This is a genomic window from Microbacterium rhizophilum (assembly GCF_039605615.1).
GTDB lineage: Bacteria > Actinomycetota > Actinomycetes > Actinomycetales > Microbacteriaceae > Microbacterium > Microbacterium rhizophilus.
The window spans coordinates 345,712-369,480 of record NZ_JBCNUN010000003.1; the positions used below are offsets into that span (position 1 = coordinate 345,712).

At 70.9% G+C, this 23,769-nt stretch carries 23 protein-coding genes and 1 pseudogene; 9 read left to right on the forward strand and 15 right to left on the reverse strand.

Translation table 11 applies throughout. The annotated features are described in order from the left end of the window. Position 1 precedes the first annotated feature (1 nt). The 5 genes from AAD528_RS08215 to AAD528_RS08235 are packed head-to-tail and all read right to left on the reverse strand — an operon-like array spanning position 2 to position 5,486. Positions 2-982: an ABC transporter permease gene (locus AAD528_RS08215; RefSeq protein ID WP_345751586.1), complete on the reverse strand. Its 981-nt coding sequence runs from the start codon at positions 980-982 to the stop codon at positions 2-4. Between the two features lies 1 nt (position 983). Continuing rightward, positions 984-2,510: a sugar ABC transporter ATP-binding protein gene (locus AAD528_RS08220; protein ID WP_345751587.1), complete on the reverse strand. Its 1,527-nt coding sequence runs from the start codon at positions 2,508-2,510 to the stop codon at positions 984-986. After that, positions 2,507-3,568: a zinc-dependent alcohol dehydrogenase gene (locus AAD528_RS08225; RefSeq protein WP_345751588.1), complete on the reverse strand. Its 1,062-nt coding sequence runs from the start codon at positions 3,566-3,568 to the stop codon at positions 2,507-2,509. The genes AAD528_RS08220 and AAD528_RS08225 overlap by 4 nt, the downstream gene beginning before the upstream one ends. 11 nt (positions 3,569-3,579) lie before the next feature. Next, a complete protein-coding gene (locus AAD528_RS08230; protein ID WP_345751589.1) occupies positions 3,580-4,575 on the reverse strand; it encodes a transketolase family protein in 996 nt (331 codons plus the stop codon). After that, positions 4,575-5,486 (reverse strand): transketolase, encoded by a 912-nt coding sequence (locus AAD528_RS08235; protein ID WP_345751590.1) that lies wholly within the window; start codon positions 5,484-5,486, stop codon positions 4,575-4,577. Before AAD528_RS08235 ends, AAD528_RS08230 begins: the two co-directional genes overlap by 1 nt. Positions 5,487-5,721: 235 nt before the next feature. Between AAD528_RS08235 and AAD528_RS08240 the strand changes: the two genes are divergently transcribed. After that, the gene (locus tag AAD528_RS08240; protein ID WP_345751591.1) at positions 5,722-6,246 is read left to right on the forward strand and encodes a MarR family winged helix-turn-helix transcriptional regulator; all 525 of its coding nucleotides are present in this window, start codon (positions 5,722-5,724) and stop codon (positions 6,244-6,246) included. Positions 6,247-6,270: 24 nt separating this feature from the next. Here AAD528_RS08240 and ggt read toward each other — a convergent pair whose 3' ends face one another. Beyond that, complete coding sequence (ggt, locus tag AAD528_RS08245) at positions 6,271-8,094, reverse strand: gamma-glutamyltransferase (protein ID WP_345751592.1); 1,824 nt, start codon at positions 8,092-8,094, stop codon at positions 6,271-6,273. Positions 8,095-8,303: 209 nt separating this feature from the next. On the opposite strand from ggt, the gene AAD528_RS08250 reads away from it, so the two are divergent. Continuing rightward, entirely contained in the window at positions 8,304-8,960 is a 657-nt protein-coding gene (locus AAD528_RS08250) for a GntR family transcriptional regulator (protein WP_345751593.1), read from the forward strand. Positions 8,961-9,096: 136 nt separating this feature from the next. Here AAD528_RS08250 and AAD528_RS08255 read toward each other — a convergent pair whose 3' ends face one another. From AAD528_RS08255 to AAD528_RS08275, 5 genes are read right to left on the reverse strand one after another with little or no spacing between them, the layout of a single operon-like run. Continuing rightward, positions 9,097-10,359: an ABC transporter substrate-binding protein gene (locus tag AAD528_RS08255; protein ID WP_345751594.1), complete on the reverse strand. Its 1,263-nt coding sequence runs from the start codon at positions 10,357-10,359 to the stop codon at positions 9,097-9,099. A gap of 44 nt (positions 10,360-10,403) precedes the next feature. Next, positions 10,404-11,426, reverse strand: a complete 1,023-nt coding sequence (locus AAD528_RS08260) for a branched-chain amino acid ABC transporter permease (RefSeq protein WP_345751595.1) — start codon at positions 11,424-11,426, stop codon at positions 10,404-10,406. Positions 11,427-11,437: 11 nt separating this feature from the next. Next, positions 11,438-12,319 carry a branched-chain amino acid ABC transporter permease gene (locus AAD528_RS08265; RefSeq protein ID WP_345751596.1) on the reverse strand — a complete coding sequence of 294 codons (882 nt, stop codon included), beginning with the start codon at positions 12,317-12,319 and terminating at the stop codon, positions 11,438-11,440. Between the two features lies 1 nt (position 12,320). Then, positions 12,321-13,031 (reverse strand): ABC transporter ATP-binding protein, encoded by a 711-nt coding sequence (locus AAD528_RS08270; protein WP_345751597.1) that lies wholly within the window; start codon positions 13,029-13,031, stop codon positions 12,321-12,323. Next, positions 13,018-13,800: an ABC transporter ATP-binding protein gene (locus AAD528_RS08275; protein ID WP_345751598.1), complete on the reverse strand. Its 783-nt coding sequence runs from the start codon at positions 13,798-13,800 to the stop codon at positions 13,018-13,020. Before AAD528_RS08275 ends, AAD528_RS08270 begins: the two co-directional genes overlap by 14 nt. A 136-nt stretch (positions 13,801-13,936) precedes the next feature. Between AAD528_RS08275 and AAD528_RS08280 the strand changes: the two are divergent. Both AAD528_RS08280 and AAD528_RS08285 read left to right on the forward strand, forming a co-directional pair. Beyond that, positions 13,937-14,356 (forward strand): annotated as a pseudogene (locus AAD528_RS08280) (NAD(P)-binding domain-containing protein); the annotation flags it as partial. A gap of 114 nt (positions 14,357-14,470) precedes the next feature. After that, positions 14,471-14,743 carry a DUF1932 domain-containing protein gene (locus tag AAD528_RS08285; protein WP_345751631.1) on the forward strand — a complete coding sequence of 91 codons (273 nt, stop codon included), beginning with the start codon at positions 14,471-14,473 and terminating at the stop codon, positions 14,741-14,743. Positions 14,744-14,848: 105 nt separating this feature from the next. On the opposite strand, the gene ligM is transcribed toward AAD528_RS08285, so the two are convergent. Next, the gene (gene ligM, locus AAD528_RS08290; RefSeq protein ID WP_345751599.1) at positions 14,849-16,252 is read right to left on the reverse strand and encodes a vanillate/3-O-methylgallate O-demethylase; all 1,404 of its coding nucleotides are present in this window, start codon (positions 16,250-16,252) and stop codon (positions 14,849-14,851) included. A gap of 184 nt (positions 16,253-16,436) precedes the next feature. Here ligM and AAD528_RS08295 point away from each other — a divergent pair, with 184 nt between their 5' ends. Genes AAD528_RS08295 through AAD528_RS08310 form a run of 4 tightly spaced genes read left to right on the forward strand, consistent with a single transcriptional unit; the run spans position 16,437 to position 19,946 of the window. Further along, positions 16,437-17,186, forward strand: coding sequence for a PIG-L deacetylase family protein (locus AAD528_RS08295; protein WP_345751600.1), 750 nt, complete (start codon positions 16,437-16,439; stop codon positions 17,184-17,186). Positions 17,187-17,199: 13 nt separating this feature from the next. Beyond that, complete coding sequence (locus AAD528_RS08300) at positions 17,200-17,904, forward strand: 4-carboxy-4-hydroxy-2-oxoadipate aldolase/oxaloacetate decarboxylase (protein WP_345751601.1); 705 nt, start codon at positions 17,200-17,202, stop codon at positions 17,902-17,904. Next, on the forward strand, positions 17,894-18,970 hold the full coding sequence (locus AAD528_RS08305) for a 4-oxalomesaconate tautomerase (protein ID WP_345751602.1): 1,077 nt from the start codon (positions 17,894-17,896) through the stop codon (positions 18,968-18,970). The genes AAD528_RS08300 and AAD528_RS08305 overlap by 11 nt, the downstream gene beginning before the upstream one ends. 25 nt (positions 18,971-18,995) lie before the next feature. Then, positions 18,996-19,946: a VOC family protein gene (locus AAD528_RS08310; RefSeq protein ID WP_345751603.1), complete on the forward strand. Its 951-nt coding sequence runs from the start codon at positions 18,996-18,998 to the stop codon at positions 19,944-19,946. 49 nt (positions 19,947-19,995) lie between these two features. On the opposite strand, the gene AAD528_RS08315 is transcribed toward AAD528_RS08310, so the two are convergent. After that, positions 19,996-20,343 carry a Fe-S protein gene (locus AAD528_RS08315; RefSeq protein ID WP_345751604.1) on the reverse strand — a complete coding sequence of 116 codons (348 nt, stop codon included), beginning with the start codon at positions 20,341-20,343 and terminating at the stop codon, positions 19,996-19,998. A 45-nt stretch (positions 20,344-20,388) separates the two neighbouring features. Between AAD528_RS08315 and AAD528_RS08320 the strand changes: the two genes are divergently transcribed. Further along, a complete protein-coding gene (locus tag AAD528_RS08320; RefSeq protein WP_345751605.1) occupies positions 20,389-21,789 on the forward strand; it encodes a dihydrolipoyl dehydrogenase family protein in 1,401 nt (466 codons plus the stop codon). A 164-nt stretch (positions 21,790-21,953) separates the two neighbouring features. On the opposite strand, the gene AAD528_RS08325 is transcribed toward AAD528_RS08320, so the two are convergent. Further along, positions 21,954-23,384 (reverse strand): MFS transporter, encoded by a 1,431-nt coding sequence (locus AAD528_RS08325; RefSeq protein WP_345751606.1) that lies wholly within the window; start codon positions 23,382-23,384, stop codon positions 21,954-21,956. A gap of 214 nt (positions 23,385-23,598) precedes the next feature. After that, on the reverse strand, positions 23,599-23,769 hold a 171-nt coding region (locus AAD528_RS08330), incomplete at its 5' end, for a 6,7-dimethyl-8-ribityllumazine synthase (RefSeq protein ID WP_345751632.1).

Consider the following 23,769-nt stretch of genomic DNA (forward strand, 5'->3'; position numbering starts at 1 on the left):
GTCAGGTGTTCTTGTTCTTCAGGCCGGACAGCAGCACGGCGCCGATGATGATCGCGCCGATCAGCACCTGCTGGATGTACGTGTTGATGCCGACGAGGTTGAGGCCGTTCTGCACGACGCCGATGATCGCGACGCCGATGAGCGTGCCGCCGATGTTCGCCTGCCCGGAGCGGAGCAGGGTCATGCCGAGGAACACCGCGGCGACGGCGAACATCATCCGGTCGTCGGCCGCGTGCGGCCCGGCGCTGCCGAGACGGCTGACGAGCACGACGCCGGCGAGGGCCGAGAGCCCGCCCGCGGCGACGAACGCGAAGAACCGGGTGGGGCGCACGCTCACGCCGGAGAGCCGGGCGACCTCGGCGTTGCCGCCGATCGCGTACCAGCGCCGGCCGAGCGTGGTGAAGCGCAGGACGAGCCACACGATGATCGAGATGACGACCGCGTAGATCACGGGCGCGGGGATGCCGTTGATGCGCATCTGCCCGACGATGTTGAACTCCTCGGCCCAGCCGTAGATGTTCGTGCCGTCCGTGATGAGCAGATTCAGCCCGCCGACGGCCGTCATGGTCGCGAGCGTGGCGACGAACGCGGAGATGTTCAGGAACGCGACGAGCGCTCCGTTGACCGCTCCGACCACGATCCCGACACCGATGCCCGCGAGGATCGCGACGGCGAGGTTCGCGCCGCCGACGAGCAGTGCGCCCGCCATCGCGCCGCCGAGGGTCGCGGTCATGCCGACCGAGAGATCGAAGTCGCCGACGACCATGACGATGGTCTGCGCGACCGCGACGATCGTGAGGATGGCCACGGCGTTGAGGATGTTCGTGAGATTCGACGCGGAGGCGAACCGGCCGCCGCTCGCGATCGCGAAGACGACGATCAGCACGACGAGCGCCACGATCGTGCTCGACTGCCAGATCAGCTGCGTGAAGCTCTTGCGGTCAGTGCCGACGGCCTGCACCGTGAGGGTCTCGGTCACCATGTCAGGCGTCCCTTCCGTAAGCGTGGGTGAGAATCTGCTCGTCCGTGGCGCTCGCCGCGTCGAGCTCGCCGGCGATCCGCCCCTCGTGCATGACGAGGATCCGGTCGGACAGGCCGATGAGCTCCGGCAGCTCGCTGCTGACCGCGATCACGGCCATGCCGTCGGCCGCGAGCTCCCGGATGAGGCGGTAGATCTCCGCCTTGGTGCCGACGTCGATGCCGCGCGTGGGCTCGTCCATCAGCAGGACCTGCGGGCCGCGCGCGAGGATCTTCGCGAGCACGACCTTCTGCTGGTTTCCGCCCGAGAGCTGGCCGACGTCCTGCCGGTGCCCGGCCGCCTTGATCCTGAGGTTCGCCATCGCCTCCTTCGCGAGGGCGGTGATGCGCGTCCCCGACACGAGACCCGCCCGGCTGACCCGGCCGAGGTTGGCGATCGCGATGTTCTCGGTGATGGGGGCGGACAGGATGACGCCCTGGCTGCGCCGCTCCTCCGGGACGAGCGCGATGCCCGCCTCGAGAGCGCGGCCCACGCCGCCCCCGACCTCCGCGCCCGCCACCGCGACGCGTCCGGCCGAGCGCTTCTGCGCGCCGGCGAGCAGTCGCAGCAGCTCGCTGCGGCCCGATCCCGCCAGTCCGCCGACGCCGAGCACCTCGCCCGCGCGCAGCTGGAAGGACACCTCGGAGACGCGGCGCCCCGACAGCCCCGAGACGGCGAGGACCACGTCCTCGCGCGCGGTGTCGCGCCGGGGGTACAGCTCGCTCTGCTCGCGGCCCACCATCTTCGAGATCACCTCGTCGATCGACGACTCGGACACCGGCTTCGTCACGATGGTCTGGCCGTTGCGCATGACCGTGAGGCGGTCGCACAGTTCGAAGACCTCCTCGAGGCGGTGCGAGACGTACACGATCGCGACGCCCTCGTCCCGCAGCCCCCGCAGCACGGCGAACAGGTCGCCGATCTCCGTGTCGGTGAGCGAGGCCGTCGGCTCGTCCAGGATCAGCACGCGCGCGTCCATCGCGAGGGCCCGCGCGATCGACACCATCGTCTGCTTCACGGGGGACAGGTCGCCCGCGAGCGCGCGCAGGGGGATCCTCTGGTTGAGCCGGTCCAGCAGCGCCTGCGCGCGCTGGCGCATCGCCCGGCCGCGCACGACCCCCAGGGTCGACGGCGCGCCCTCGGTCAGGAGGATGTTCTCGGCGACGCTGATCGTGGGCACGATCGAGAGCTCCTGGTAGAGCGCGACCACGCCCGACCGGTTGGCGGCGCGCACGCTCGAGAAGTCCGCGGGCTCGCCGCCGAAGGTGACGCTGCCCTCGTCGTGCGAGTACAGGCCCGTGATGATCTTGATGAGCGTCGACTTGCCGGCGCCGTTCTCGCCGAGCAGCGCGTGGATCTCGCCCGGCAGAACCGACAGGTCGACGCCGCGGAGCGCGGCGACGCCCTCGAACGACTTCGTGATGCCGGTCGCCTCGAGCGCGGGCGTCGCCTGGACCGAGACCGCGGGCGCCATCGCCGTGTCGGCGCTCACGCCGCGTCCTCGATCCGGTTGCAGCGGATGACCACCTTCGGGTGCCGGCCGCTGACGTGCTCCTCGAACGCCGCCGCCGCATCCTCGAGGTCGAACACCGCGGCCGTGAGCTCGTCGAGATCGAGGTGGGGCAGGAGCTGCAGGGCACGAGGGAACGCGTACGGGGAGACGAAGACGCCCGTGATCGTGAGCTCCTTGAGATACAGGTGGTCGGACAGGTGCAGCGGCATCTCGAAGTCGTCGGGGTACATCGCGCCGTAGATCACGGTCGCGCCCTTCGCGGCGATGTCCAGCAGTCCTCGCACGGCCCGCGTCGATCCGGACGCGTCGATCACGATGTCGTAGCCGCGGCCCTCCGTGATCTCCGCCGCACGGGCCGCCTGGTCCTCGCCGACCGGGTCGATCACGAACTCGGCGCCGTGCCGCAGCGCCATCTCGCGCCGCTCCGCGATCGGCTCGATCAGCGTGAGCGATGTGGCTCCGTGGCGCTTCATGACCTGCAGCGCCAGCTGGCCGATCGGACCGCCGCCGCAGATCGCGACGCGGTCGCCGACGCGGATGCGCGTCTTGTCGGCGATCCGCACCGCGACGCTGGTCGGTTCGAGCAGACACCCCTGCAGCAGAGACACCGAGTCGGGCAGACGGTGCACCTGCGACTCGTGCCACGTGATCGTCTCGGCCATGCCGGGGCGGTTGTAGTCCTGGATGTGCTCGCAGAACTGCTGGCGCCCATCCACGCACGCGCGGCACGTCCCGCAGAACTTCAGGAAGTTGCCCGACACGCGATCGCCGACCCGCAGCCCGTTGCGCGTCGCGCGCTCGCCGAGCGCCTCGACGATCCCCGAGATCTCGTGGCCGAGCCCGATGGGCACGTCGGTGCCGAAGAAGCCCTCCGCGAGGTGGGGATCGGATCCGCAGATCGCCGCGTACGCGACGCGGATCCGCACGTCGTCGGGCCCGAGATCGGGCTCGGGGAAGTCCACGACCCCGATGCGGCCTCGCGTGCCCTCGTCGGGGTCGCGCAGGCTGCCGATCTTCGTGACGGCGACGGTCCTCATCCCGGCCTCCCTCAGACCGCGGCCGGCTCGGCGGCGGCGGCGCGGGTGGCCGGGCCCACGGCGCGATGCAGCGCCGCGACCGTGGCCGAGAGGCCGTAGCCGTGCTTGTCGCGCAGCTGCTCGTCCTCGCCGAAGCCCGCGTAGACCTGCGGGATGCCGAGCCGCTCGAACGACTCCAGGCGGATGCCGCGGTCGGCGACCACATCGGCCACGCGCGAGGCGAGGCCGCCGTACGCGAGGTGGTCCTCCAGGACCACGAAGCGCCCGCCGGTCTCGGCGGCGCAGCGCTCGATCAGGTCGGCGTCGATCGGCTTGAGCGTGAACATGTCCACGACGCGCACGGACACGCCGTCCTCGGCGAGCTGCTCGGCGGCATCCAGCGCCTGCGCGACCGTGGTGCCGTGCGTGAACAGCGTCACGTCCGAGCCGTCGCGCGCGACGATGCCCTTGCCGATCCGGATCTCGTGCTGTCCCTGCTCGTACAGGACCTTGTCCTTCTTGCCGACCGCGAGGCGGATGTAGATGGGCCCCTGCATGTCCATCGACTGCCGGATGATCTCGCCGACCATGGCGGGGTCGCCGATCGACGTGACGGTCATGTTGGTGAGCGAGCACATCAGGCTCAGGTCCTCGACCGCGTAGTGCGTCGATCCGCCGTTGCCGACGAGGCCGCCGTGCGTGCCGATGATCTTGACCGGCAGGTTCGGGTAGCAGACGTCGGTGCGCACCTGCTCCAGCGCGCGCATCGAGAGGAAGGGCAGCATGCCCGAGACGACGGGGATGTTGCCGTCGTAGGCGAGCCCGGCGGCGATGCCGACGCACACCTGCTCCGCGAGCCCCACGTCGACGAACCGGTCGGGGTACTTGTCGCGGAACTCGACGAGCGTGGCGCCGATGTCGGGGGTCAGCACCCAGAGGTTCTCGTGCGTCTCGCCGAGCTCGGCGAGCGTGGAGCCGATGACGGATCGGGCGGAGAGCATCTCTCCGAAGGTGAAGGTGACGGGCATCAGCGGGCCTCCTGCTCGGTCGTGACGGGCGCGATGTCTGCGGCGGTGGTGCCGCGGCTCGCGTCCAGGGCGGCGAGCGCGCGCTCGAGGTCGGCGGCGCCCAGCGAGCCGGCGTGCCAGGCCAGGTTGCGCTCCATGAAGTCGACGCCCTTGCCCTTGACCGTCTCGCAGATGACGACGGTGGGCACGTCGCTGTCGGGGGAGGGCAGGCGGTCGATCGCGTCGACGAGCTGGCCCATGTCGTGGCCGTCGACCTCGATGACGTTCCAGCCGAACGCGCGCCACTTGTCGGGATACGGCTCGAACATGACCCGCTCCTCGGCGAAGCTCGTCATGAGCTGGCGGTTGCGGTCCACGAACGCCACGAGGTTGCCGAGCTTCTGGCTGCGGCCGGCCATCACGCCCTCCCACACCGAGCCCTCGCCCGTCTCGCCGTCGCCCAGCAGGGTCACGACCCGGTGCTGCTCGCCGCGGTGACGCGCGCTCAGCGCCATCCCGACGGCGAGCGGCAGGCCGTGCCCGAGCGACCCGGTCGACGCCTCGACGCCCGGAAGCTGCACCTTGCAGGGATGCATGCCGTACGCGCTGTCGAGCTGGCCGTAGGTGTCGACGATCTCGTCGTAGGAGAAGAACCCGCGCATCGCCATCGCGATGTACATGCAGACCGCGGCGTGTCCCTTGCTTAGGACGAATCGGTCGCGCGCCGGGTTGGCGAGGTCAGCTGGGTCGACCCGCAGGCCGTGGTGGAAGAGCACCGTCAGGATGTCGGCGACCGACAGGTCGCCGCCGATGTGGACGGCCCCTTCGTACGTGCCGCAGAGCTCGAGCAGCTTGCGCCGCAGCTCGTATGCCAGGTCCGTCAGCTCCGCGACGCTGTGCCGCTCGCCGGTGTCCAGGACTGTGCCGGTCATCTCACGCCTCCTAGGCCCGGAGTCGCCGACGTCACCCGCGGATGTCGTCGTCGACCCTCGCACTGCCCGGAGCCCTCGTCGGCCCCGGTGAGAGCGAACGTAGCAGGATCGTGTTTAGGTGTAAACAGGAATGTCCATAAACTTGTTGACGCGCTTCGTCATGGACGGGTGAACGCCCGGAGGTCTGCCAGACTGTGCGCACATTCACGGCTAAGGCCGTGGGGAGGGGGCCGACATGGACCGGGCCGTGGAGACCGAGGGCGCCGCGAACGACGCGGCGCGACGGCACGCAGCTCCCGCCGGGGCCGTCACGGAGCCGCTGTCCGACGTGCTCGAACCCGACGGCTTCACGCCACGGCTCCTGGCACTGCTGTCGAACGCACTCGTGTGGCGCGAGTCTCACGAGCTGCGGCGGCGGTTCGGCCTCGGGACCAACGACTGGCGCGTGATCTCCGCGATCGCGACCCGCCCCGGTGCGTCGGCGACCGAGGTGTCGGACTTCCTCGACGTGAACAAGGCCGTGGTCTCCAAGAGCGTGAACACCCTCCTCGGGCGGGGGATGCTGCTGCTGTCGGACGGTCCGCGCGGCTCGCGCCCCATGTACCTCAGCGAGGACGGCGCCGAGATGCATCACCTCATGCGGCCCGTCTCGGTGCGCGGTCAGGAGATCATCCTGGACGGCGTCTCGGCGGCGGAGGCCGAGCGCTTCAACGCGCTGCTGCGCGACATGCTCACCCGGATCCGGGCGGACGCCGGCTGACGGCGCCCGCGCGACGGGCAGGCGTCAACGCGCCGGCTTGACCACCATCGCCGAGCCGCCGCCGCGCCGCACGGGTTCGGCCGCCGCGATCATCCGGCCGTCGCGCCGGAACTCGATCGCGGTGGCCGCGCCGATCTCCGCCGCCGAGGTGAAGGAGTCGCCCGACGGCGTGAGCTGGTGACCGTACGGCGTCAGGTCATCGCGGTACGCCGTGATGAACTCGGGCTCGGCCGTCACGGCCGCGGTGTTCCGCTGCGACGCGCGCGGGGCCGCGATGGCCTCGGGGAGGGTCATGCCGAGATCCACGCGGTTCAGGATCGTCTGCAGCACCGTGGTGATGATGGTGGATCCGCCGGGCGATCCGAGCGCCAGGAACGGATCACCGTCCCTCAGGATGATGGTCGGCGACATCGAGGAGCGCGGGCGCTTGCCCGGCTCGATCCGGTTCGGATCGTCGGGGTCGTACACGGTGGAGAAGTCGGTCAGCTCGTTGTTGAGCAGGAAGCCGCGACCGGGCACCGTGATGCCGGATCCGCCGGTCTGCTCGATCGTGAGCGTGTATTCCGCGACGTCGCCCCATCTGTCCGCGACGGTGAGGTTGGTGGTCGAGATGTTCTCGGTGTCCTTGTCGTCGGCGGGCGCCCCGGATCCCGTCTCGCACACGCCGTCGTACGAGCGCACATCGCCGGGCGCCACGGGCTTGGTCGCCGCATGCAGCGGATCGATCTCGCAGGCGCGCTCGCGGCCGAACAGCGGATCGGTCAGCGCCGCGGTCGGGACGTCCACGGATGCGGGATCGCCGACGTACTCGGCGCGGTCCGCGAAGGCGAGGGCGCTCGCCTCGAGATAGCGGTGCAGCGCGTCCGGGGTGGACATGTCGGACAGCTCGGCGGTGTCCAGGATGTTCAGCGCCTCGCCCACCGTGGTGCCGCCGCTGCTCGACGGCGCCATGCCGTAGACGTCCAGGTCGCGGTACTCCACGTGCGTCGGCGCCTGGTCGAGCGCGCGGTATCCGGCGAGGTCGGCCGTCGTCATGTGGCCGACCGGCACCGGCAGCGTCGTGCCGTCGCTGACCGGCGGCGCCTGGACCGTCTTCGCGATCTCGGCGGCGAGGCGACCGGTGTAGAAGGCGTCGGCGCCGCGCTTGGCGAGGAGGCGGTAGGTCGCGGCCAGGTCGTGGTTGCGGAAGACGCTGCCGACGGTGGGCGCGTCGCCGCCCGGCAGGAACAGCTCGCGCGTCGACGTGAACGCCTCGAAGCGGACCCTGTTGTCGAGCGTCTGCTGGCGGAACGTCGGATCCACGACGAAGCCGCGCGTGGCCACCTTGATGGCCGGCTTCAGAGCCTCGCCGAGGCTCAGCGTGCCCCAGCGCTCGAGCGCGCGCTCCCACGTGGCCGGCGTCCCCGGCACGCCCACGGACACGCCGCTCGTGACGAGCTCGGGCGTGAACGGGTACGGCTGGCCCGTCGCCGGATCGATGAACGCGTCGCGCGGCATGGCCGCCGGCGCGGTCTCGCGGCCGTCGATCGTGCCGACCTTCCCCTTCCTCGCGTCGTAGTACACGAAGTACCCGCCGCCGCCGATGCCGGCGCTGTACGGCTCGGTCACGCCGAGCGTCGCGGCCGCGGCCACGGCCGCGTCGGCCGCGTTGCCGCCCCTGCGCAGCACCTCGATCGCCGCGGCGGAGGCATCCGGATCCACCGTGCTCACGGCGCCGCCGTAGCCGGTGGCGGTCGCCGTCCTGCCCGTCTCCCGCGGATGCGCGGAGGCGGGACTCGCGGCGACGACGCCCGCGCACAGGGCCAGGACGGCCGCCGCGGCGGCCCATCGACGTCCGAGGTGGGGCATGATTCCTCCCGGGGCATTCGGGCTGCGGTCGGTCCGGCCACGGCGCTGGATGGATGCCAGCATATTGACCGCGCTCCGCGATGCCCAGGGGTCGCCGTCTCGCGGCGACGCGGCGCGGCTTTGTGCACAGGATCTGCGACGATCCGGTCGACATCTTGCAGAATGGGCGTCAGCCCGCTCTCCGGGTGAGCCAGCTGCAAGGGGGAACCGTGTCGACGACGACCGAGGCGACCACCGACGCGGGTCAGCACGACCTGACCGCGCGCGTCCGCGACGCGATCCTGCGCGGCGACTTCGCGCCGCACCAGCGGCTGATCGAGGCCGACCTGAGCGACCGGTTCGAGGCGAGTCGCGCCGCCGTCCGCACGGCGCTCATGAACCTCGCCGGCGAGGGCCTCGTCGAGCGGCTGCCCAACCGCGGCGCCCGTGTGCGGGCCATCAGCGTGGAGGAGGCGATCGAGATCGTCGAGGTGCGCATGGGGCTCGAGGAGCTCTGCGCGCGCAAGGCGGCCGAGAACCTCTCCGACGAGGACGCCGCCGACCTCACCGAGCTGCGCGAGCAGATCCGTGCCGCGGCGAGGGAGCGGGATCTCGTCCGGTACGCGTCGCTGAACCAGGACATGGATCGCCGCATCCGCGATCTCAGCGGCCACGCGACGGCGACGCAGCTGCTCGAGCGGCTGCTGGCGCAGTCGGCGCGCCACCAGTTCCGCCTGGCGTATCACCCTGGCCGCATCGACCAGTCGGCTCCCGAGCACATCGCGATCATCGACGCCGTGCTCGCGCGCGAGCCCGAGGCCGCGGCCGATGCCACGAGACGCCACCTCCAGGGCATCGTCGCCCTCCTGGCGGGTCTTCCCCTCTGAGAAACCTCTCGCACGCTTCGTGGCCGCAGGCGGCACCCTCGCGAGGGAGGCGCTGTCGCCTCGCTCGCACGGGGGCACGGGTTCTGGCACGACGAAGGGGGCCCGGCGTGACGCCGGACCCCCTCCGCGGATCGGGTCACTCGAACGTGTCGGCGTTCGCGTAGCCCTGGCCGTTGAAGCGCTGCACGACGACCGACGACACGGCGGGCTGGCCGTCCTTCGTCGTGTCGATCGAGGTGCCCTCGAGCATCAGCGGGGCGGTGAAGCCCGAGATGTCCGTGAGCGCCGCCATGAAGCTCTCGCGCGTGGGCTCCTCCATGTTCGAGAAGGCCTCCTCGAGGGTGGCGCCGACCATGTAGCTCCACATGCAGTGCGGGAAGTCGGGCTTCGTGGTGTAGTCGCCCGAGAACTCCTCGAGGGCCGAGAGGAAGGTCGTGACGTCCTCGTCCTCGGCGAACGCGGGGCTCTGCGGGGCCTTCGCGAACGACACCGAGTAGAACCCGTCGTCGGCGTTCGCGCCGGCGGGGGTCAGGATCCCGCCCGGGCTCGACGTGTTGGACGGCAGGAACCAGCTGGGCGTCCACGACAGCTCGCGCGCCTTCTCGATCGTGCTGATCGTCAGCGGCGTGATCGACATCGCGTTGAAGAACACGTCCGCGCCGCTGGCCGCCAGCTCGGTCAGCTGGGCGTCGACCGACGTGTCGGTCGCCTCGTACGTGAGCTCCTCGACGACCTCGATGTTGTCCGCGCCCTCGATGGCCGACTTGAAGCCCTCGACGTATCCCTTGCCGTAGTCGTCGTTCTGCGACAGGATCGCGACCTTGTGCTCGTCCGACGAGCCGGCGAGCAGCTCGCCGAACGCGGCGCCCTCGTTCTGGTAGATCGGCACGAAGCCCAGCTGCCAGGGGCTCTGCTCCCGGTCGCTGAACAGCGGGTCGCCCGTCATGACGAGCACCTGCGGCACCTCCTCGTCGATCGCCGCGTCGCGGTAGGCCCGGTTGGTCGGCGTGCCGAGGCCCGAGGTGAACGCGAACACGTTCGCCTGGTTCTGCTGGAAGTTCGTCAGCGCCTTCTGCGGGTCGTACACGTCGTCGTACGCCTCGACCGTGACCTCGCGCGTCTTGCCGTCGCCGAACTCGATCGGGCCGGCCTGGCCGAAGTAGGCCACGAGGCCCGCGACCGTGCAGTTGCCGGGGCCGGCCGTCCCGCCCGACAGCGGCGTCGTGACGCCGAGGGTGATGCTGTCGTCGGTGATGCCGGGGCTGGCGGCGACCTCGCCGTCGCCGCTCGGCTCGGGCCCGGCCTCGGCGCCGCGGCTGCAACCCGCGAGCGCGAGTGCGACGACCGAGCCCATGGCGACGATGCCGACGGCCTTCACCGCCTTGCTGCGCATGTTCATGCTGTACCTCCTGGTGTGTCGGATGTATCCGGGGTGGGGACTGGTTACTGCGTCTTCTGGTCCTGGGGCGCGGGCGCGTGCGCCGCGCGATCGCCGCCGCGCCGGTGCGTGAGGCGGCGGATGACGCGCGGCAGGCTCGCGATGCCGCCCGGCAGGACGAACAGCACGACGAGCAGGATGACGCCCTGCAGGAGCGACGTGAGCGTCGCGTCGATCTCGTTCGTCACGTTCGGAACGAGCACGTAGTACACGCCGCCGATGATCGATCCGGCGATGCTCCCGGCGCCGCCGATGACCATCGACGCGAGGAGGCTGATCGAGTGGTGGAACGCGAGAGTCTCGGGAGAGGTGTACTGCACCACGACCATGTAGAGGAAGCCGCTGACGCCGCCGATCATGGCCGCGATGGTGAAGGCCATCACCTTGTACCGGTACGGCGAGATGCCCATCGACGAGGCGACGGCCTCGTTCTCCTTGACGATCGCGAGGGCCCGGCCGAACTTGCCGCGCACCAGGTTGTACACGAGCGCGAACACGACGGCCGCGATCGCGAGCACGATGTAGTACTGCCAGATGTCGTCCAGGTCGCTGCCGAACCAGTCGGGCGCCGAGGAGAACCGCGCCGAGGTGCCCTGCGAGCCGCCGGTCCAGTCGGCCAGGCGCTTCGCGAGCGGGACGCCGATGATCGGCAGCGCGATGGTGACCATGGCGATCGCGAGCCCGCCGAGGCGCGCGGCCGCGAGCGCGACGATGTAGCCGACGACGCCGGGGATGAGCACGGCCAGCACGAGCACCACGGCGATGTTCCAGCCCTCGGTGACGCCGTACGCCGTGACGTAGGCGCCGAGTCCGAGGAAGAAGATCTGGCCGAGGGACACCTGGCCCGTGTAGCCCATGATGACGTTGAGGCCGAGCACCCCGACGGCGAAGACGCCGATGCGGGCGAGGGCCTGGTTCGTGGCGGGGTCGAGGTTCCACGGCGCGAAGACGAGCAGCAGCGCGATCACCACGGCCACGCCGATGCGCACCCAGCGGTTCTTCCAGAGCGCGGTGCCGTTCACAGACATGATTCTCTCCATCAGACGCGCACCACCGTCTTGCGGCCGAACAGGCCCTGCGGCCGGATCAGCAGCACCACGAACAGCAGGATGAACGGCACGGCGATCTTCAGGTCGTGGCCGATGAACGGCACGTAGACGGCCGCCAGGTTCTCGAGCACGCCGATCAGCCACGCGGCGACCACGACGCCGATCGGGCTCGTCGCGCCGCCCAGGATCACGGCGGCCAGGGCGTAGACGAGCGCGCCGTCGAGCATGCCGGGCGTGAGCGACAGCCGCGGCGCGACGAGCGCCCCGGCGACCGCGCCGAGGGCGGCCGCGAGGCCCCATCCGATCATCAGCAGGCGGCCGACCGGCAGGCCCGAGAACGACGACGAGCGCGGGTTGTCGGCGACGGCCCGCAGCGCGAGGCCGACCTTGGTCTTCTGGAACAGCAGCTGCAGCAGCACCATGATCGCGGCGATGGTCAGGAAGGTGCCGAGCGAGCGCCAGCTGACCGCAGCACCCAGCACCGAGAAGGAGTCGCCGGGGAACAGCGAGGGGAACTGCAGGTTGTTGTACGACCAGATCCAGCCGCACACGCCGGTGATGAGGGTCAGCAGGCCGACGGTCACGACCACGGCGGTGTCGGGATCGCCGCCCTCGAACCGGCGCATCAGCAGCCGCTCGATCACGGCGCCGAGCGCGAACGACAGGACGATCGCGATCAGGATCGCCAGGATCAGCGGCACCCCGAGGCGGAGGAACGCGTACGACAGGTAGGCGGACAGCACCGCCATGCCGCCCTGCGCGAAGTTGATCATGCCGGTCGACTGGTTCACGATCACGATCGCCAGCGCGAGGGCCGCGTAGATCGAGCCCATGGCGAGGCCGTCGACGACGAGTTGGATGAAGGTGCCCACGTCAGCCTCCCAGGTACGCGCGACGGATCTCGTCCCGGCCCTTCAGCTCGGCCGACGTGCCCGTCAGGACGCTGCGACCGGTCTCGAGCACCGTGGCGGTGTCGACGATGCTGAAGGCGAGATTGGCGTTCTGCTCGACCACGAGCATCGCGATGCCCGACTCCCGGCGCAGCCGGCGGATGGCCTCGTAGACGTTCTTCGCGGTGCTCGGCGCGAGGCCCAGCGACGGCTCGTCCAGCAGCAGCAGGCGCGGCTTCGCCATGAACGCGCGGCCCACCGCGAGCATCTGCTGCTCACCGCCCGACAGCGCGGAGGCGTTGGACCCGATCCGCTCCTTCAGGTTCGGGAACAGCTCGAGCAGGTAGTCGATGTCGGCGGCGAGGGCGCGGCGATCCCTGCGCAGGTAGGCGCCGACCAGGAGGTTCTCGCGCACCGTGAGGTTCGGCAGCGTGCCGCGGCCCTCGGGCACGTGGGCGATGCCGCGCGCCGCGACCTGGTCGGGGCGCAGGCCCCGGATGTCCTGGCCGTCGAACACGATCCGGCCGGTGGTGCGCACCACACCGCTGATCGCGCGCAGGGTGGTGGTCTTGCCGGCGCCGTTCGCGCCCAGGATGCCCACCGCGCCGCCGTCGGGCACGCTCAGCGACACGCTCTCGAGCACCTGGACCGGCCCGTAGGACGCCGTGACGTCCTCCAGCTCAAGCAGCGTCATCCGCGGCCTCCTTGCCGATGTAGGCCTCGATCACGCGAGGGTCGGCCTGCGCCTCGGCGGCCGTGCCCTCCATGAGCTTGCGGCCGTGGTCGAGCACGACGACGCGGTCGGTCAGGGCCGAGATCAGGCCCATGTGGTGCTCGACGATCACGACGGTCACGTCGGCATTCGCCCGGAGATCCCGCACGGTCTGGATGAAGCGCTCCACCTCCCCGTGCGACAGGCCGGCCGCGGGCTCGTCCAGCAGCAGCAGGCGGGGACGCGACAGAAGGGCGCGGCACAGCTCGATGCCCTTGTGCAGGCCGTGCGACAGCTCGTCGGCGGGCAGGTGCGCGGCCCAGCCGAGACCGTGCGCCTCGAGCAGCTCGACCGCCTCGCTGCGCAGCTCGCGCTCGCGGCGGCCGGTGGGCGGCACCCGCAGCGACCACGCGAGCGGACCGCCCGGCAGCCGCATGTGCCCGCCGAGCAGGACGTTCTCGAGCACCGTCGCGTGCAGCTGCAGCGCCGGGTGCTGGAAGGTGCGCGCGAGACCATGCCCCGCCAGGCGCGACGGGTGCAGCCCGCTCACCGGGGCGTCATCGATCGCGATCGATCCCGACGTGGGGCGGTAGTGCCCGCTGATGCAGTTGAACAGCGAGGTCTTGCCGGCTCCGTTGGGGCCGACGAGTCCGAGGATCTCGCCGGGCTCCACATCGAAGCCGACGTCCTGCAGCACCGTCACGCCTCCGAATCGGAGGCCGAGGTCCTGCAGCGTGAGTCGAGCGGCCATCGCCTCAGTCTTCCGTGCGTCCTTGCAGTGGGTCGAGAGCGGCGCGCCCGCGGATCGTGCCGCGTTCGGGTGGAGCGCCGATGCTCCCGTACCGGAAGGCTAATGGACATCGCGGCGGAAGTGTCAACAATCGTGGCGCGAATCTGAACCCGGACGTAGGGTGTCCGGCATGACGCGGATCGCGGTGATGGGACTCGGCGAGGCCGGCAGCCTGTACGCGCGTGGCCTGGCAGGGGCGGGCGCGGATGTGGCGGGATACGACCCGTACGTGGACGTGTCGGCCACCGGCATCGCGCAGCGGGCGCGGCTCGCGGAGTGCGTCGCGGGCGCCGACGTCGTGCTGAGCCTGGTCGGCGCGCGCGCGTCCCTCGGCGCCGCGCGCGACGCGGTGCAGTTCATGGCGCCGGGCGCCCTGCTCGCGGACCTCAACACGGCCTCGCCCGAGACGAAGGAGCGGGTGGCGACGATCGCCCGCGATGCGGGGATGCGGATCACGGACGTCGCGGTGCTCGCCCCGGTACCGCGCGCCGAGCACCGCACGCCGCTGCTCGCCAGCGGCGACGCGGCCGAGGACTTCGCCGCGCTGATCCGCCCCTTCGGCGTGCCGGTGGACGTCGCGCCGGGCGGCATCGGCGACGCCGCGCGGCTGAAGCTGCTGCGGGCCGTGTTCATGAAGGGCCTCGCGGCGCTCGTGATCGAGGGGCTGGAGGCCGCTCGTGCGACGGGAGCGGAGGACTGGCTCCGCGCGCAGATCGCGGATGAACTCGGAGCGGACGGCGACGACGTCGTCGAGCGCCTCGTCGCGGGCACCTACAAGCACGCCGAGCGCCGCGAGCACGAGATGCGCGACGCCCTCGGGGTGCTCGCCGACGCCGGCACTCCGGACGACATGACGCGCGCCACGCACGCCTGGCTGGCGCGCATCCTCGCGGACGCGCGATGACCGCGCGGCCCGCCCGCTCGACCCCGTTCCACACGGAAAGGGTGCCTTCGGCACCGAATGAGCGCTCATTCGGTGCCGAAGGCACCCGAAGGCCGGTTCGGCCGCTTACAGCGCGCCGGTGGACCGCCAGCCGCCCTGGTAGGTCTCGCGGGCGACGGTCGCGTACGGCACGGGGCTGACGATCGCGCGCACCTCGATCTGCTTGTGCGGCTCGACCGTGGTCTTGCCCGATCCGCCGTCCGGCTCGCCCCACACGACGCGGACCTCGGCGCCCTCGGGGACGTCGCGGTCGACGGTCGCGAGCGACAGGCCGCGCTTCTCGTTCGCGGTCACGCCCGTGAACAGCGACAGGCCGATGTTGGTGCCGTCCGCGTCGATCACGGAGTCGAAGTTGCTGGACCCGTAGTTCGCGTTGGGCAGGTCGAAGAACTGGTAGCCCTCGCTGTCGCGGTCGATCACCGAGGTCAGGATCTTCGCGAGGTCCTCGTCGTTCCACGCGAGCGTGACCTTGCGACGCTGCTGCTCGCCGTCGATCTTCTCGAGCGCGTCGCGCCCGATGAAGTCGTGGTCGAACTTCACGAACGAGCCGTAGCCGAGCTCCCACGGGTTCAGGTAGTAGTCCTCGATGTTCTCGGACACGAACGACCCGGCGATGGCGTTGATCGCCTCGTAGCTGTTCGTCGGCAGCCACTCGCGGTAGGCGCGCTCGCCCTCGCTGGAGTAGATCGCCGGCAGCGGCGAGGGGATCCATCCCGACTCGAGCGTGTTGGACGAGTAGGCGCGGGATCCGCAGGGCTCGATGCCGAACTCGGCGCCCGCCTCGAGGATGGCGTCGCGGATCAGGCCGTGGTCCTCGTACGGGCCCCAGAGCTCGAGACCCGGCGCGCCGGCCATGCCGTGGCGGAGGGTGCGCACCTGCCTGCCCGCGACCTCGAGGTGGCCCATGTGGAAGAAGCGCACCTTCTCGAGCGTGCCGCCGTTGAGCTTCTCGATGATGTCCCACGCGCGCGGGCCCTGGATCTGGAACCGGTAGTACTCGCGGTGCACGGCCTGGCCGTAGGGGCGCGAGGGGGAGCGGTCGTCATAGCGGAACTCGACGTCGTAGCCGCCGGTCTCGGCGTGGAACTGCAGCCAGTTGGCGCCCGGCGCGCGGCCGACGTACACGTAGTCGAGGTCGGCCTCGCGGAACAGGATGCCGTCGCCGATCACGCCGCCGTTCGAGGCCGTGGGCACGAACTGCTTGGCCGTGTCGACCGCGAAGTTCGAGAAGCTGTTGATGCCCGTGTCGCTCAGCAGCTTCAGCGCGTCGGGACCCGAGACGAAGAAGTTGACCATGTGGTGCGTCTGGTCGTAGAGCACGGCCGTCTCCCGCCACGCCTTCTGCTCGCGCCGCCAGTTGCTGAACTCGCTCGGCACCACGGGGTAGATGTAGGTGCCCAGGCGCGAGTTGCGCAGCATCTCCACCGTGTTTCCGCGCTCGTCGAGCAGCTCCTGCAGATTGTTCGCCATGGATTTCCCTCCGGATCGGACGTCGTCGTCGGCGGCAGACTCTCATGGATCCGGCGATATGGCTATATGCATAGGGAAAAATCTTCCACGTTTGCGTCACCAGGATTGTCAACAATCTTGACCCGGATCGATCCGGGCTGGTTCACTGCAGGGAGCAGTCGTCGCACGAACGAACGGATGATCCATGCCCGACCCCTCGCTCCTCGTCGTCAGCGCCCATGCCGGAGACTTCGTCTGGCGCGCGGGCGGCGCGATCGCCGCCGCCGCGCTGCGCGGCGAGCGGGCCACGGTCGTGTGCCTGTCGTACGGCGAGCGCGGCGAGTCCGCGAGCCAGTGGCTGGCGGGCAAGCCGCTCGACGAGATCAAGGCGATCCGCCGCGCGGAGGCCGAGGCGGCCGCGGAGGCGCTCGGCGCCCGGATCGAGTTCCTCGACCTGGGCGACTACCCGCTGCTCGAGAGCCCGGAGGCCGTGCAGAAGCTCGTCGACGTGTTCCGCCGTGTGCAGCCCACGGTGGTGCTGACCCACCCGCTCGCCGATCCCTACAACGGCGACCACCCGGCCGCGGCGCGCATGGCGCTGCAGGCCCGCGTGCTCGCACAGGCGATCGGGGTGGCGAACTCCGACGGCTCGTACCCCACCAAGGACGAGATCATCGGCGCCCCGCCCGTGTTCTTCTTCGAGCCGCACCAGCCGGAGCAGTCCGACTTCAAGCCCAACGTGCTGCTCGACATCACGGAGGCGTTCGGGCGCAAGAAGGCCGCGATGGAGTGCCTGCCGGCCCAGAAGCACATGTGGGAGTACTACACGGCCCTCGCGGTGCGCCGCGGCGTGCAGGTCAAGCGCAACGCCGGCCCCAACCTGGGCCTGCCGCACGAGACCATGGGCGAGGCGTACATGCGCTACTACCCGCAGGTCACGTCGGTCCTGGACTGAGAGACGGATCCGGATGAGCGAGCTCGGCATCGTCGTCACCGACATCGACCGCGCGGACACCGCGACCGCGGACGCCCTCGCGGTGCACGGCGTCGCGACCGTGCACGAGGCGATGGGGCGCGTCGGTCTCGCGGGCCCGTCGATCCGGCCCGTCCAGCACGGCGCGCGCGTGGCCGGCACCGCCGTGACGGTGCTCAGCTGGCCCGGCGACAACCTGATGATCCACGCCGCGATCGAGCAGTGCCGCGAGGGCGACGTCCTGGTCGTCGCGACGACGTCGCCCACGACCGACGGGGCGTTCGGCGACCTGTTCGCGACCGCGCTCAAGGCCCGCGGCGTGCGCGGCCTCGTGACCGCCACCGGCGTGCGCGACACGCAGGACCTGCGCGACATGGGCTTCCCGGTCTGGTCGCACGGCGTGCACTCGCAGGGCACGGTCAAGGCGACCGCCGGATCCGTGAACGTCCCGGTCGTCGTGGACGGCATGCTGGTGCACCCCGGCGACGTCGTGATCGCCGACGACGACGGCGTGGTGTGCGTGCCGCGTCTCGAGGCCGGAGCGGCGCTCGCCGCGGCCGAGGCGCGCGTGGCGAAGGAGGAGGCGGATCGCGCCGCATACGGCAGCGGCGCGGAGCTGAGCCTCGATCGCAAGGGCCTGCGCGCGCTGCTGTCCGAGCTCGGCGTCCGATACGTGAGCCAGGCCGAGCATGGCCGGTGACGGCATCCGCTGCACGCTGATGCGCGGCGGAACTTCGAAGGGCGCGTACTTCCTCGCCTCCGACCTGCCCGCCGACGAGGCGGAGCGCGACGACCTGCTGCTGCGGATCATGGGCACGCCCGATCCGCGCCAGATCGACGGGCTCGGCGGGGCGCATCCGCTGACCTCGAAGGTCGCCGTCGTCTCGCCGTCCGCCGATCCGGACGCCGACGTCGACTACCTGTTCCTGCAGCTGGGCGTCGACGAGGCGTTCGTCACCGACAGGCAGAACTGCGGCAACATCCTCGCCGGCATCGGCCCGTTCGCGGTCGAGCGCGGGCTCGTGCTCGCGACGGGGCATCGCACGAGCGTGCGGATCCGGATGGTCAACACCGGCAGCATCGCGACCGCGACGTTCGCGACACCCGGCGGGCTGGTCGACTACGACGGAGAGCTGGCCATCGACGGCGTCCCCGGCACGGCCGGCGCCATCTCGCTGGACTTCGAGGGCACGGCGGGATCCTCCACCGGGTCGCTCTTCCCGACCGGTGCCGCCGCCGACGACGTCGACGGCACCGCCGTGACCTGCGTCGACAACGGCATGCCGACCGTGCTCATCCGCGCCTCCGACGTGGGGCTGGAAGGCGACGAGGATCCCGCCGCGCTCGAGGCCGACGCCGCGCTCAAGGAGCGGCTCGAGCGGATCCGGTTCGCCGCCGCCGAGCTCATGGGCCTGGGTGACGTGAGCGAGGCCACCGTGCCGAAGATGGTGCTGGTGAGTGCGCCGCGGCACGGCGGCGCGATCGCGACGCGCAGCTTCCTGCCGCACCGCGTGCACACCTCGATCGGCGTGCTCGGCGCGCTCACGGTCGCCGCCGGCGTGCTGGCCGACGGATCCGTCGGGCGCGACCTCGCCGCGATCCCGGCGGAGGGCGATCCGTTCGTCGTCGAGCATCCGACGGGGCACTTCGACGTCGACGTGACGCTCGAGGGATCCGGATCCGACGCGGCCGTCACCCGCTCGGCCGCCCTGCGCACCGCCCGCAAGATCTTCGAGGGCACGGTCTTCCCGCGCCCGCGTCTCTAACCCCCTGCTGTCAGAGAGGACCGCCATGACCGACCACACCGCCTTCGACGTCGCGCATCTCGCGAACGTCGAGCTGTACACGCCGAAGTTCGACGAGAGCCTCTGGTTCTTCCGCGACCTGCTCGCGATGCGCGTCGTCGCGGAGCAGGGCGACTCCGTCTACCTGCGCACGTGGGACGACTACGAGCTCTACACGATCAAGCTCACCAGGCGCGACGCAGCGGGCGTGGGCCGCACGTCGTTCCGCGCGTCCAGCCAGGAGGCGCTGGACCGCCGCGTGGCCGCGATCGAGGAGATGGGCCTGGGCGACGGCTGGGTCGACGGGGAGGTCGGCACGGGACGGACGTTCCGCTTCCGCGACCCCGACGGGCACGAGATGGGGATCTACTACGAGACCGAGCGCTACACGGCGTCGGACGAGGACCGCCCCGCGCTCAAGAACCAGGCCTCGGCGTTCCCCGGTCGCGGCGTGAACGCTCGCCGGATCGACCACATCAACTACCTCGCGAAGGACGTCGAGGCCAACGGCGAATTCCTCGCCAAGGCGCTCGGCATGCGCGAGTCGGAGCGCATCCGCAACGACGACGGGCGCTTCGCCGCGTGGTGGTTCCACTTCTCGCTGAAGTCGTACGACGTCGTGTACTCGGACGACTGGACCAAGCACGGCAACCGCCTGCACCACATCGCGTTCGCCCCCGACACGCGCGAGGACATCCTGAAGGCCGCCGACATCTTCCTCGAGAACGGCATCCACATCGAGTCCGGCCCGCACAAGCACACCATCAACCAGACGTTCTTCCTGTACGTCTGGGAGCCCGGCGGCAACCGCATCGAGTTCGCCAACGCCGGCGCCCGCCTGCTGCTCGACCCGGACCAGCCCGTGGTCGAGTGGTCGCAGGAGGAGCGCAAGAAGGGCCAGGCGTGGGGCATGAAGACGATCGAGAGCTTCCACACGCACGGGACGCCCCTGGTCTGACCCGCTTCGCGAAACGGGCTGAGCGAGCGCAGCGGGTCGAAGCCGGGCTCTACCAGATGACGGCGATGGCGACGTTGGCGAGCGTGAGGATGCCGATCAGCCAGAAGGTCCAGGCGGGCAGCGGAGTGCCCTTCCTGGCACGGGCCGTGCCGATCCCGAGCAGGGCCCCGATCACGATCAGGATGACCAGCTTGATGCCGATCTTCATGTAGTCGAGGTCCTCGACCGCCCACGGCGCCGAGAGGGCGAGGCCGGCGACCAGCGCGATCACCATGCCGAGCGTCATGAGCCGGGTCGGCTGGTAGCGGCGGGCGGCGGCCTCGACGACCCACGCGCCGAACAGGATGGCGAATCCGAGCAGGTGGATGACGATGACCACGTCGCGCAGCGTTTCCATGGTTTCACGGTATCGCGGGCCCCGCGCCGGCGTTACGTTCGGCACATGACGGTGCGTGAGACGGATGTGGTGGTCATCGGCGCGGGCCCGGTCGGCGAGAACGTCGCCGACCGCGCCGTGCGCGGCGGGCTCGAGGCGGTGATCGTCGAGTCCGAGCTGGTCGGCGGCGAGTGCTCGTACTGGGCGTGCATGCCCTCCAAGGCGCTGCTGCGCCCGGGCGCCGCGCTGCGGGCCGCGCAGGCGGTCGCCGGCGTGACGGGCGGATCGCTCGAGCCCGAGGCGATCCTGCGGCGACGCGACGGGTTCGCCGCGAACTGGGACGACTCCGGTCAGGTGCGCTGGCTCGAGTCGGCCGGGATCGCGCTGGTGCGCGGGCGCGGACGCGTCGCGGGGGAGCGGCGCGTGATCGTGGCGGGCGAGGACGGCGAGTCCGAGCTCGTCGCGCGGCACGCCGTCGTGATCGCGACCGGCAGCGAGGCGCGGCTCCCCGGCATCCCGGGCCTGCGCGAGGCGAAGCCGTGGACGAGCCGCGAGGCGACCTCCGCGCAGACGATCCCGCCGCGCCTGGCCGTGCTCGGCGGGGGCGTCGTCGCGGTCGAGGTGGCGACCATGTTCGCCGACCTCGGCAGCGAGGTGACGCTGCTCTCGCGCAGCCCCCTGCTGCGCTCGCTCGAGCCGTTCGCCGGCGAGGCGGTGCGCGACGCGCTCCGCTCCCGCGGCGTCACGGTGCGCGAGGACGCGAGCCCGACCGAGGTGACGCGTCAGGACGACGGGTCCGTCGTCATCCGGTTCGCGGACGGATCCGTGAGCGCGGACGAGATCGTCGTCGCGGCCGGACGGCGGGCCCGCCTGCACGACCTCGGCGTCGACGAGCTGCTCGGCGACAAGGGCCTGCTCGACGTCGACGACACCCTGCGCGTGCGCGGCTCCGACTGGCTGTACGCCGTCGGCGACGCCGCGGGCCGCGTGCTGCTCACGCACCAGGGGAAGTACGAGGCCCGCGCCGCCGGCGACGTGATCGCCGCGCGCGCGAAGGGCGAGGAGGTCGACGACGCGCCGTGGGGCCGCCACGTCGCGACCGCGGATCACGCCGCGGTGCCGCAGGTCGTGTTCACGGATCCCGAGGTCGCCTCCGCCGGCCTCACCGCCGCGCAGGCGGAGGAGCGCGGGCTGCGCGTCCGTGTCGTCGACTATGACCTCGCGAACGTCGCGGGGGCCGGTCTCGTGGCCGACGACTACGCGGGCCGCGCCCGCGCCGTGGTCGACGAGGACCGCGGCGTGCTGTTGGGCCTCACGCTCGTCGGCCCGGGCGTGGGCGAGCAGATCCACGCGGCGACGATCGCGATCGCCGGCGAGGTGCCGCTCGCCCGCCTGTGGCACGCCGTCCCGTCCTACCCGACGCTCAGCGAGTTCTGGCTCCGCCTGCTCGAGGCCTATGGCCTGTGAGCCCCTGCCCCTGTCCTGTCCCTGCCCTGTCTGAGAACACGTGCTCTCAGCGAGCACACGCCAGATCTGTGCAGATTCGGCGTGCCGCCGCTGAGAGGACGTGTTCTCGGAGACGGGATCGGCCCTCCCGAGGGTCGCGAGAGGGCCGATTCGGATTCAGCGGGTCAGAGGACGGTCGCCTCCGCGGCCACCAGGCCCTCGTCGTAGTCGACGTCCTTCGTCTCGCGCGAGAGCAGCAGCGCGATCAGGGTGAGCACGCCGGCGCCCGAGAGGTACAGGCCCACGAGCCATGGGTTGCCGCCGCCCCACGCCCACAGCACCACGGCCACGAGCGGGGCCAGCGCGGCGCCGAGGATCGACGAGACGTTGTACGCCACGGCCGAGCCGGTGTAGCGCACGTTGGTCGGGAACAGCTCGGGCAGCAGCGCGCCCATCGGCCCGAACGTCGAGCCCATCAGCGCGAAGCCGATGATGAGGAACACGACCGTGAGCGGCATGGTCGCGGCGCCCTGCGGCAGCAGGAACACCGGGAACAGCGCTCCGAACACGATGATGCCGATCGTGACGCCGATGAGGAGCTTGCGGCGTCCGATCCGGTCGGCGATCGGACCGGCGAGCACCGTGAACAGACCGAAGAACACCACGCCGACGATCTGCATGAGCACGAACTGGACGTAGCTGAAGCCGAGGCCGGGCACCCACGGGCCGGCGACGGCCGCGTCGTAGGTCTCGGGCGCGACGGGGGCCTTCGTGCCGTAGGAGAGCATGAAGCTCGTCAGCAGGTAGAACAGCACGTACGTCGCCAGCATGATGAACGTGCCGAGGATGAGCTGCTTCCAGTAGCGACGGAACGCCTCGCCGAGCGGGAAGCGCTTGATCGCGCCCTGCGTCGACGCCTTCTCGAACGTCGACGACTCGACGAGCTTCAGGCGCACCCACAGGCCGATGATGACCATGACGGCCGAGAACAGGAACGGGATCCGCCAGCCCCACGAGAGGAACGCCTCGGAGGGAGCGCCGGCCTCGCCGGGGATCGAGAAGTTGATGATCAGGAACAGCCCGTTGGCGATGATGAAGCCGATCGGCGCGCCCAGCTGGGGGAACGTGCCGTACAGCGCGCGCTTGCCACGCGGGGCGTTCTCGGTCGCGACGAGCGCGGCGCCCGACCACTCGCCGCCGAGGGCGAAGCCCTGCGACAGGCGCAGGATGAGCAGCAGGATGCCGGCCCACACGCCGATCTCGTTGTAGGTCGGGAGGACGCCGATCAGGAACGTCGCGATTCCCATCACGAGCAGCGACGCGACGAGCGTCGCCTTGCGGCCGATGCGGTCGCCGAAGTGGCCGAACGCGATGGCGCCGACCGGGCGCGCGACCATCGCGGCGCCGAACGTCGCGAACGAGACGAGCAGCGAGGTCGTCGGGTCGGCGGCGGGGAAGAACAGCGACGGGAACACGAGCACGGCGGCCGTGGCGTACGCGTAGAAGTCGTAGAACTCGATCGTGGTGCCGATGAGGCTCGCCGTGATCACGCGCGAGCGCGAGTTGGCGGGCTTGGCGGCGGCGCCCGCGGAGGGGCTCTGAGCAGCGGTGGTCATCTGAATGCCTGTCTGGGGAACAACGAAAGGGGACGTCGCCGAAGGAGGTCGGCGGTGCAGGATGACATTCTATTGGGGGGCGAATTCAACAATTGCCCATCTGCGCGCTTCGATCCCGCACTCCGCTGAGCACTTCGCATTCTGCTGATGGATGACGGCGGGGACCCGGCGTTCTGCCGAGTCCCCGCGCCGAAAGAACGGATCCGCGCCCGCGTCAGTCCACCTCGTCCGCGAGGCGCAGCGCGCGCAGCTCGCGCAGCGTGAGGGCCGTGCGCAGCGCGGCGTCGGCCGCCTCGGCGCCCTTGTCCTCCTTGGAGCCCTCGAGACCCGCACGATCCAGGCCCTGCTGCTCGTCGTCCAGAGTCAGGACGCCGAAGCCCACGGG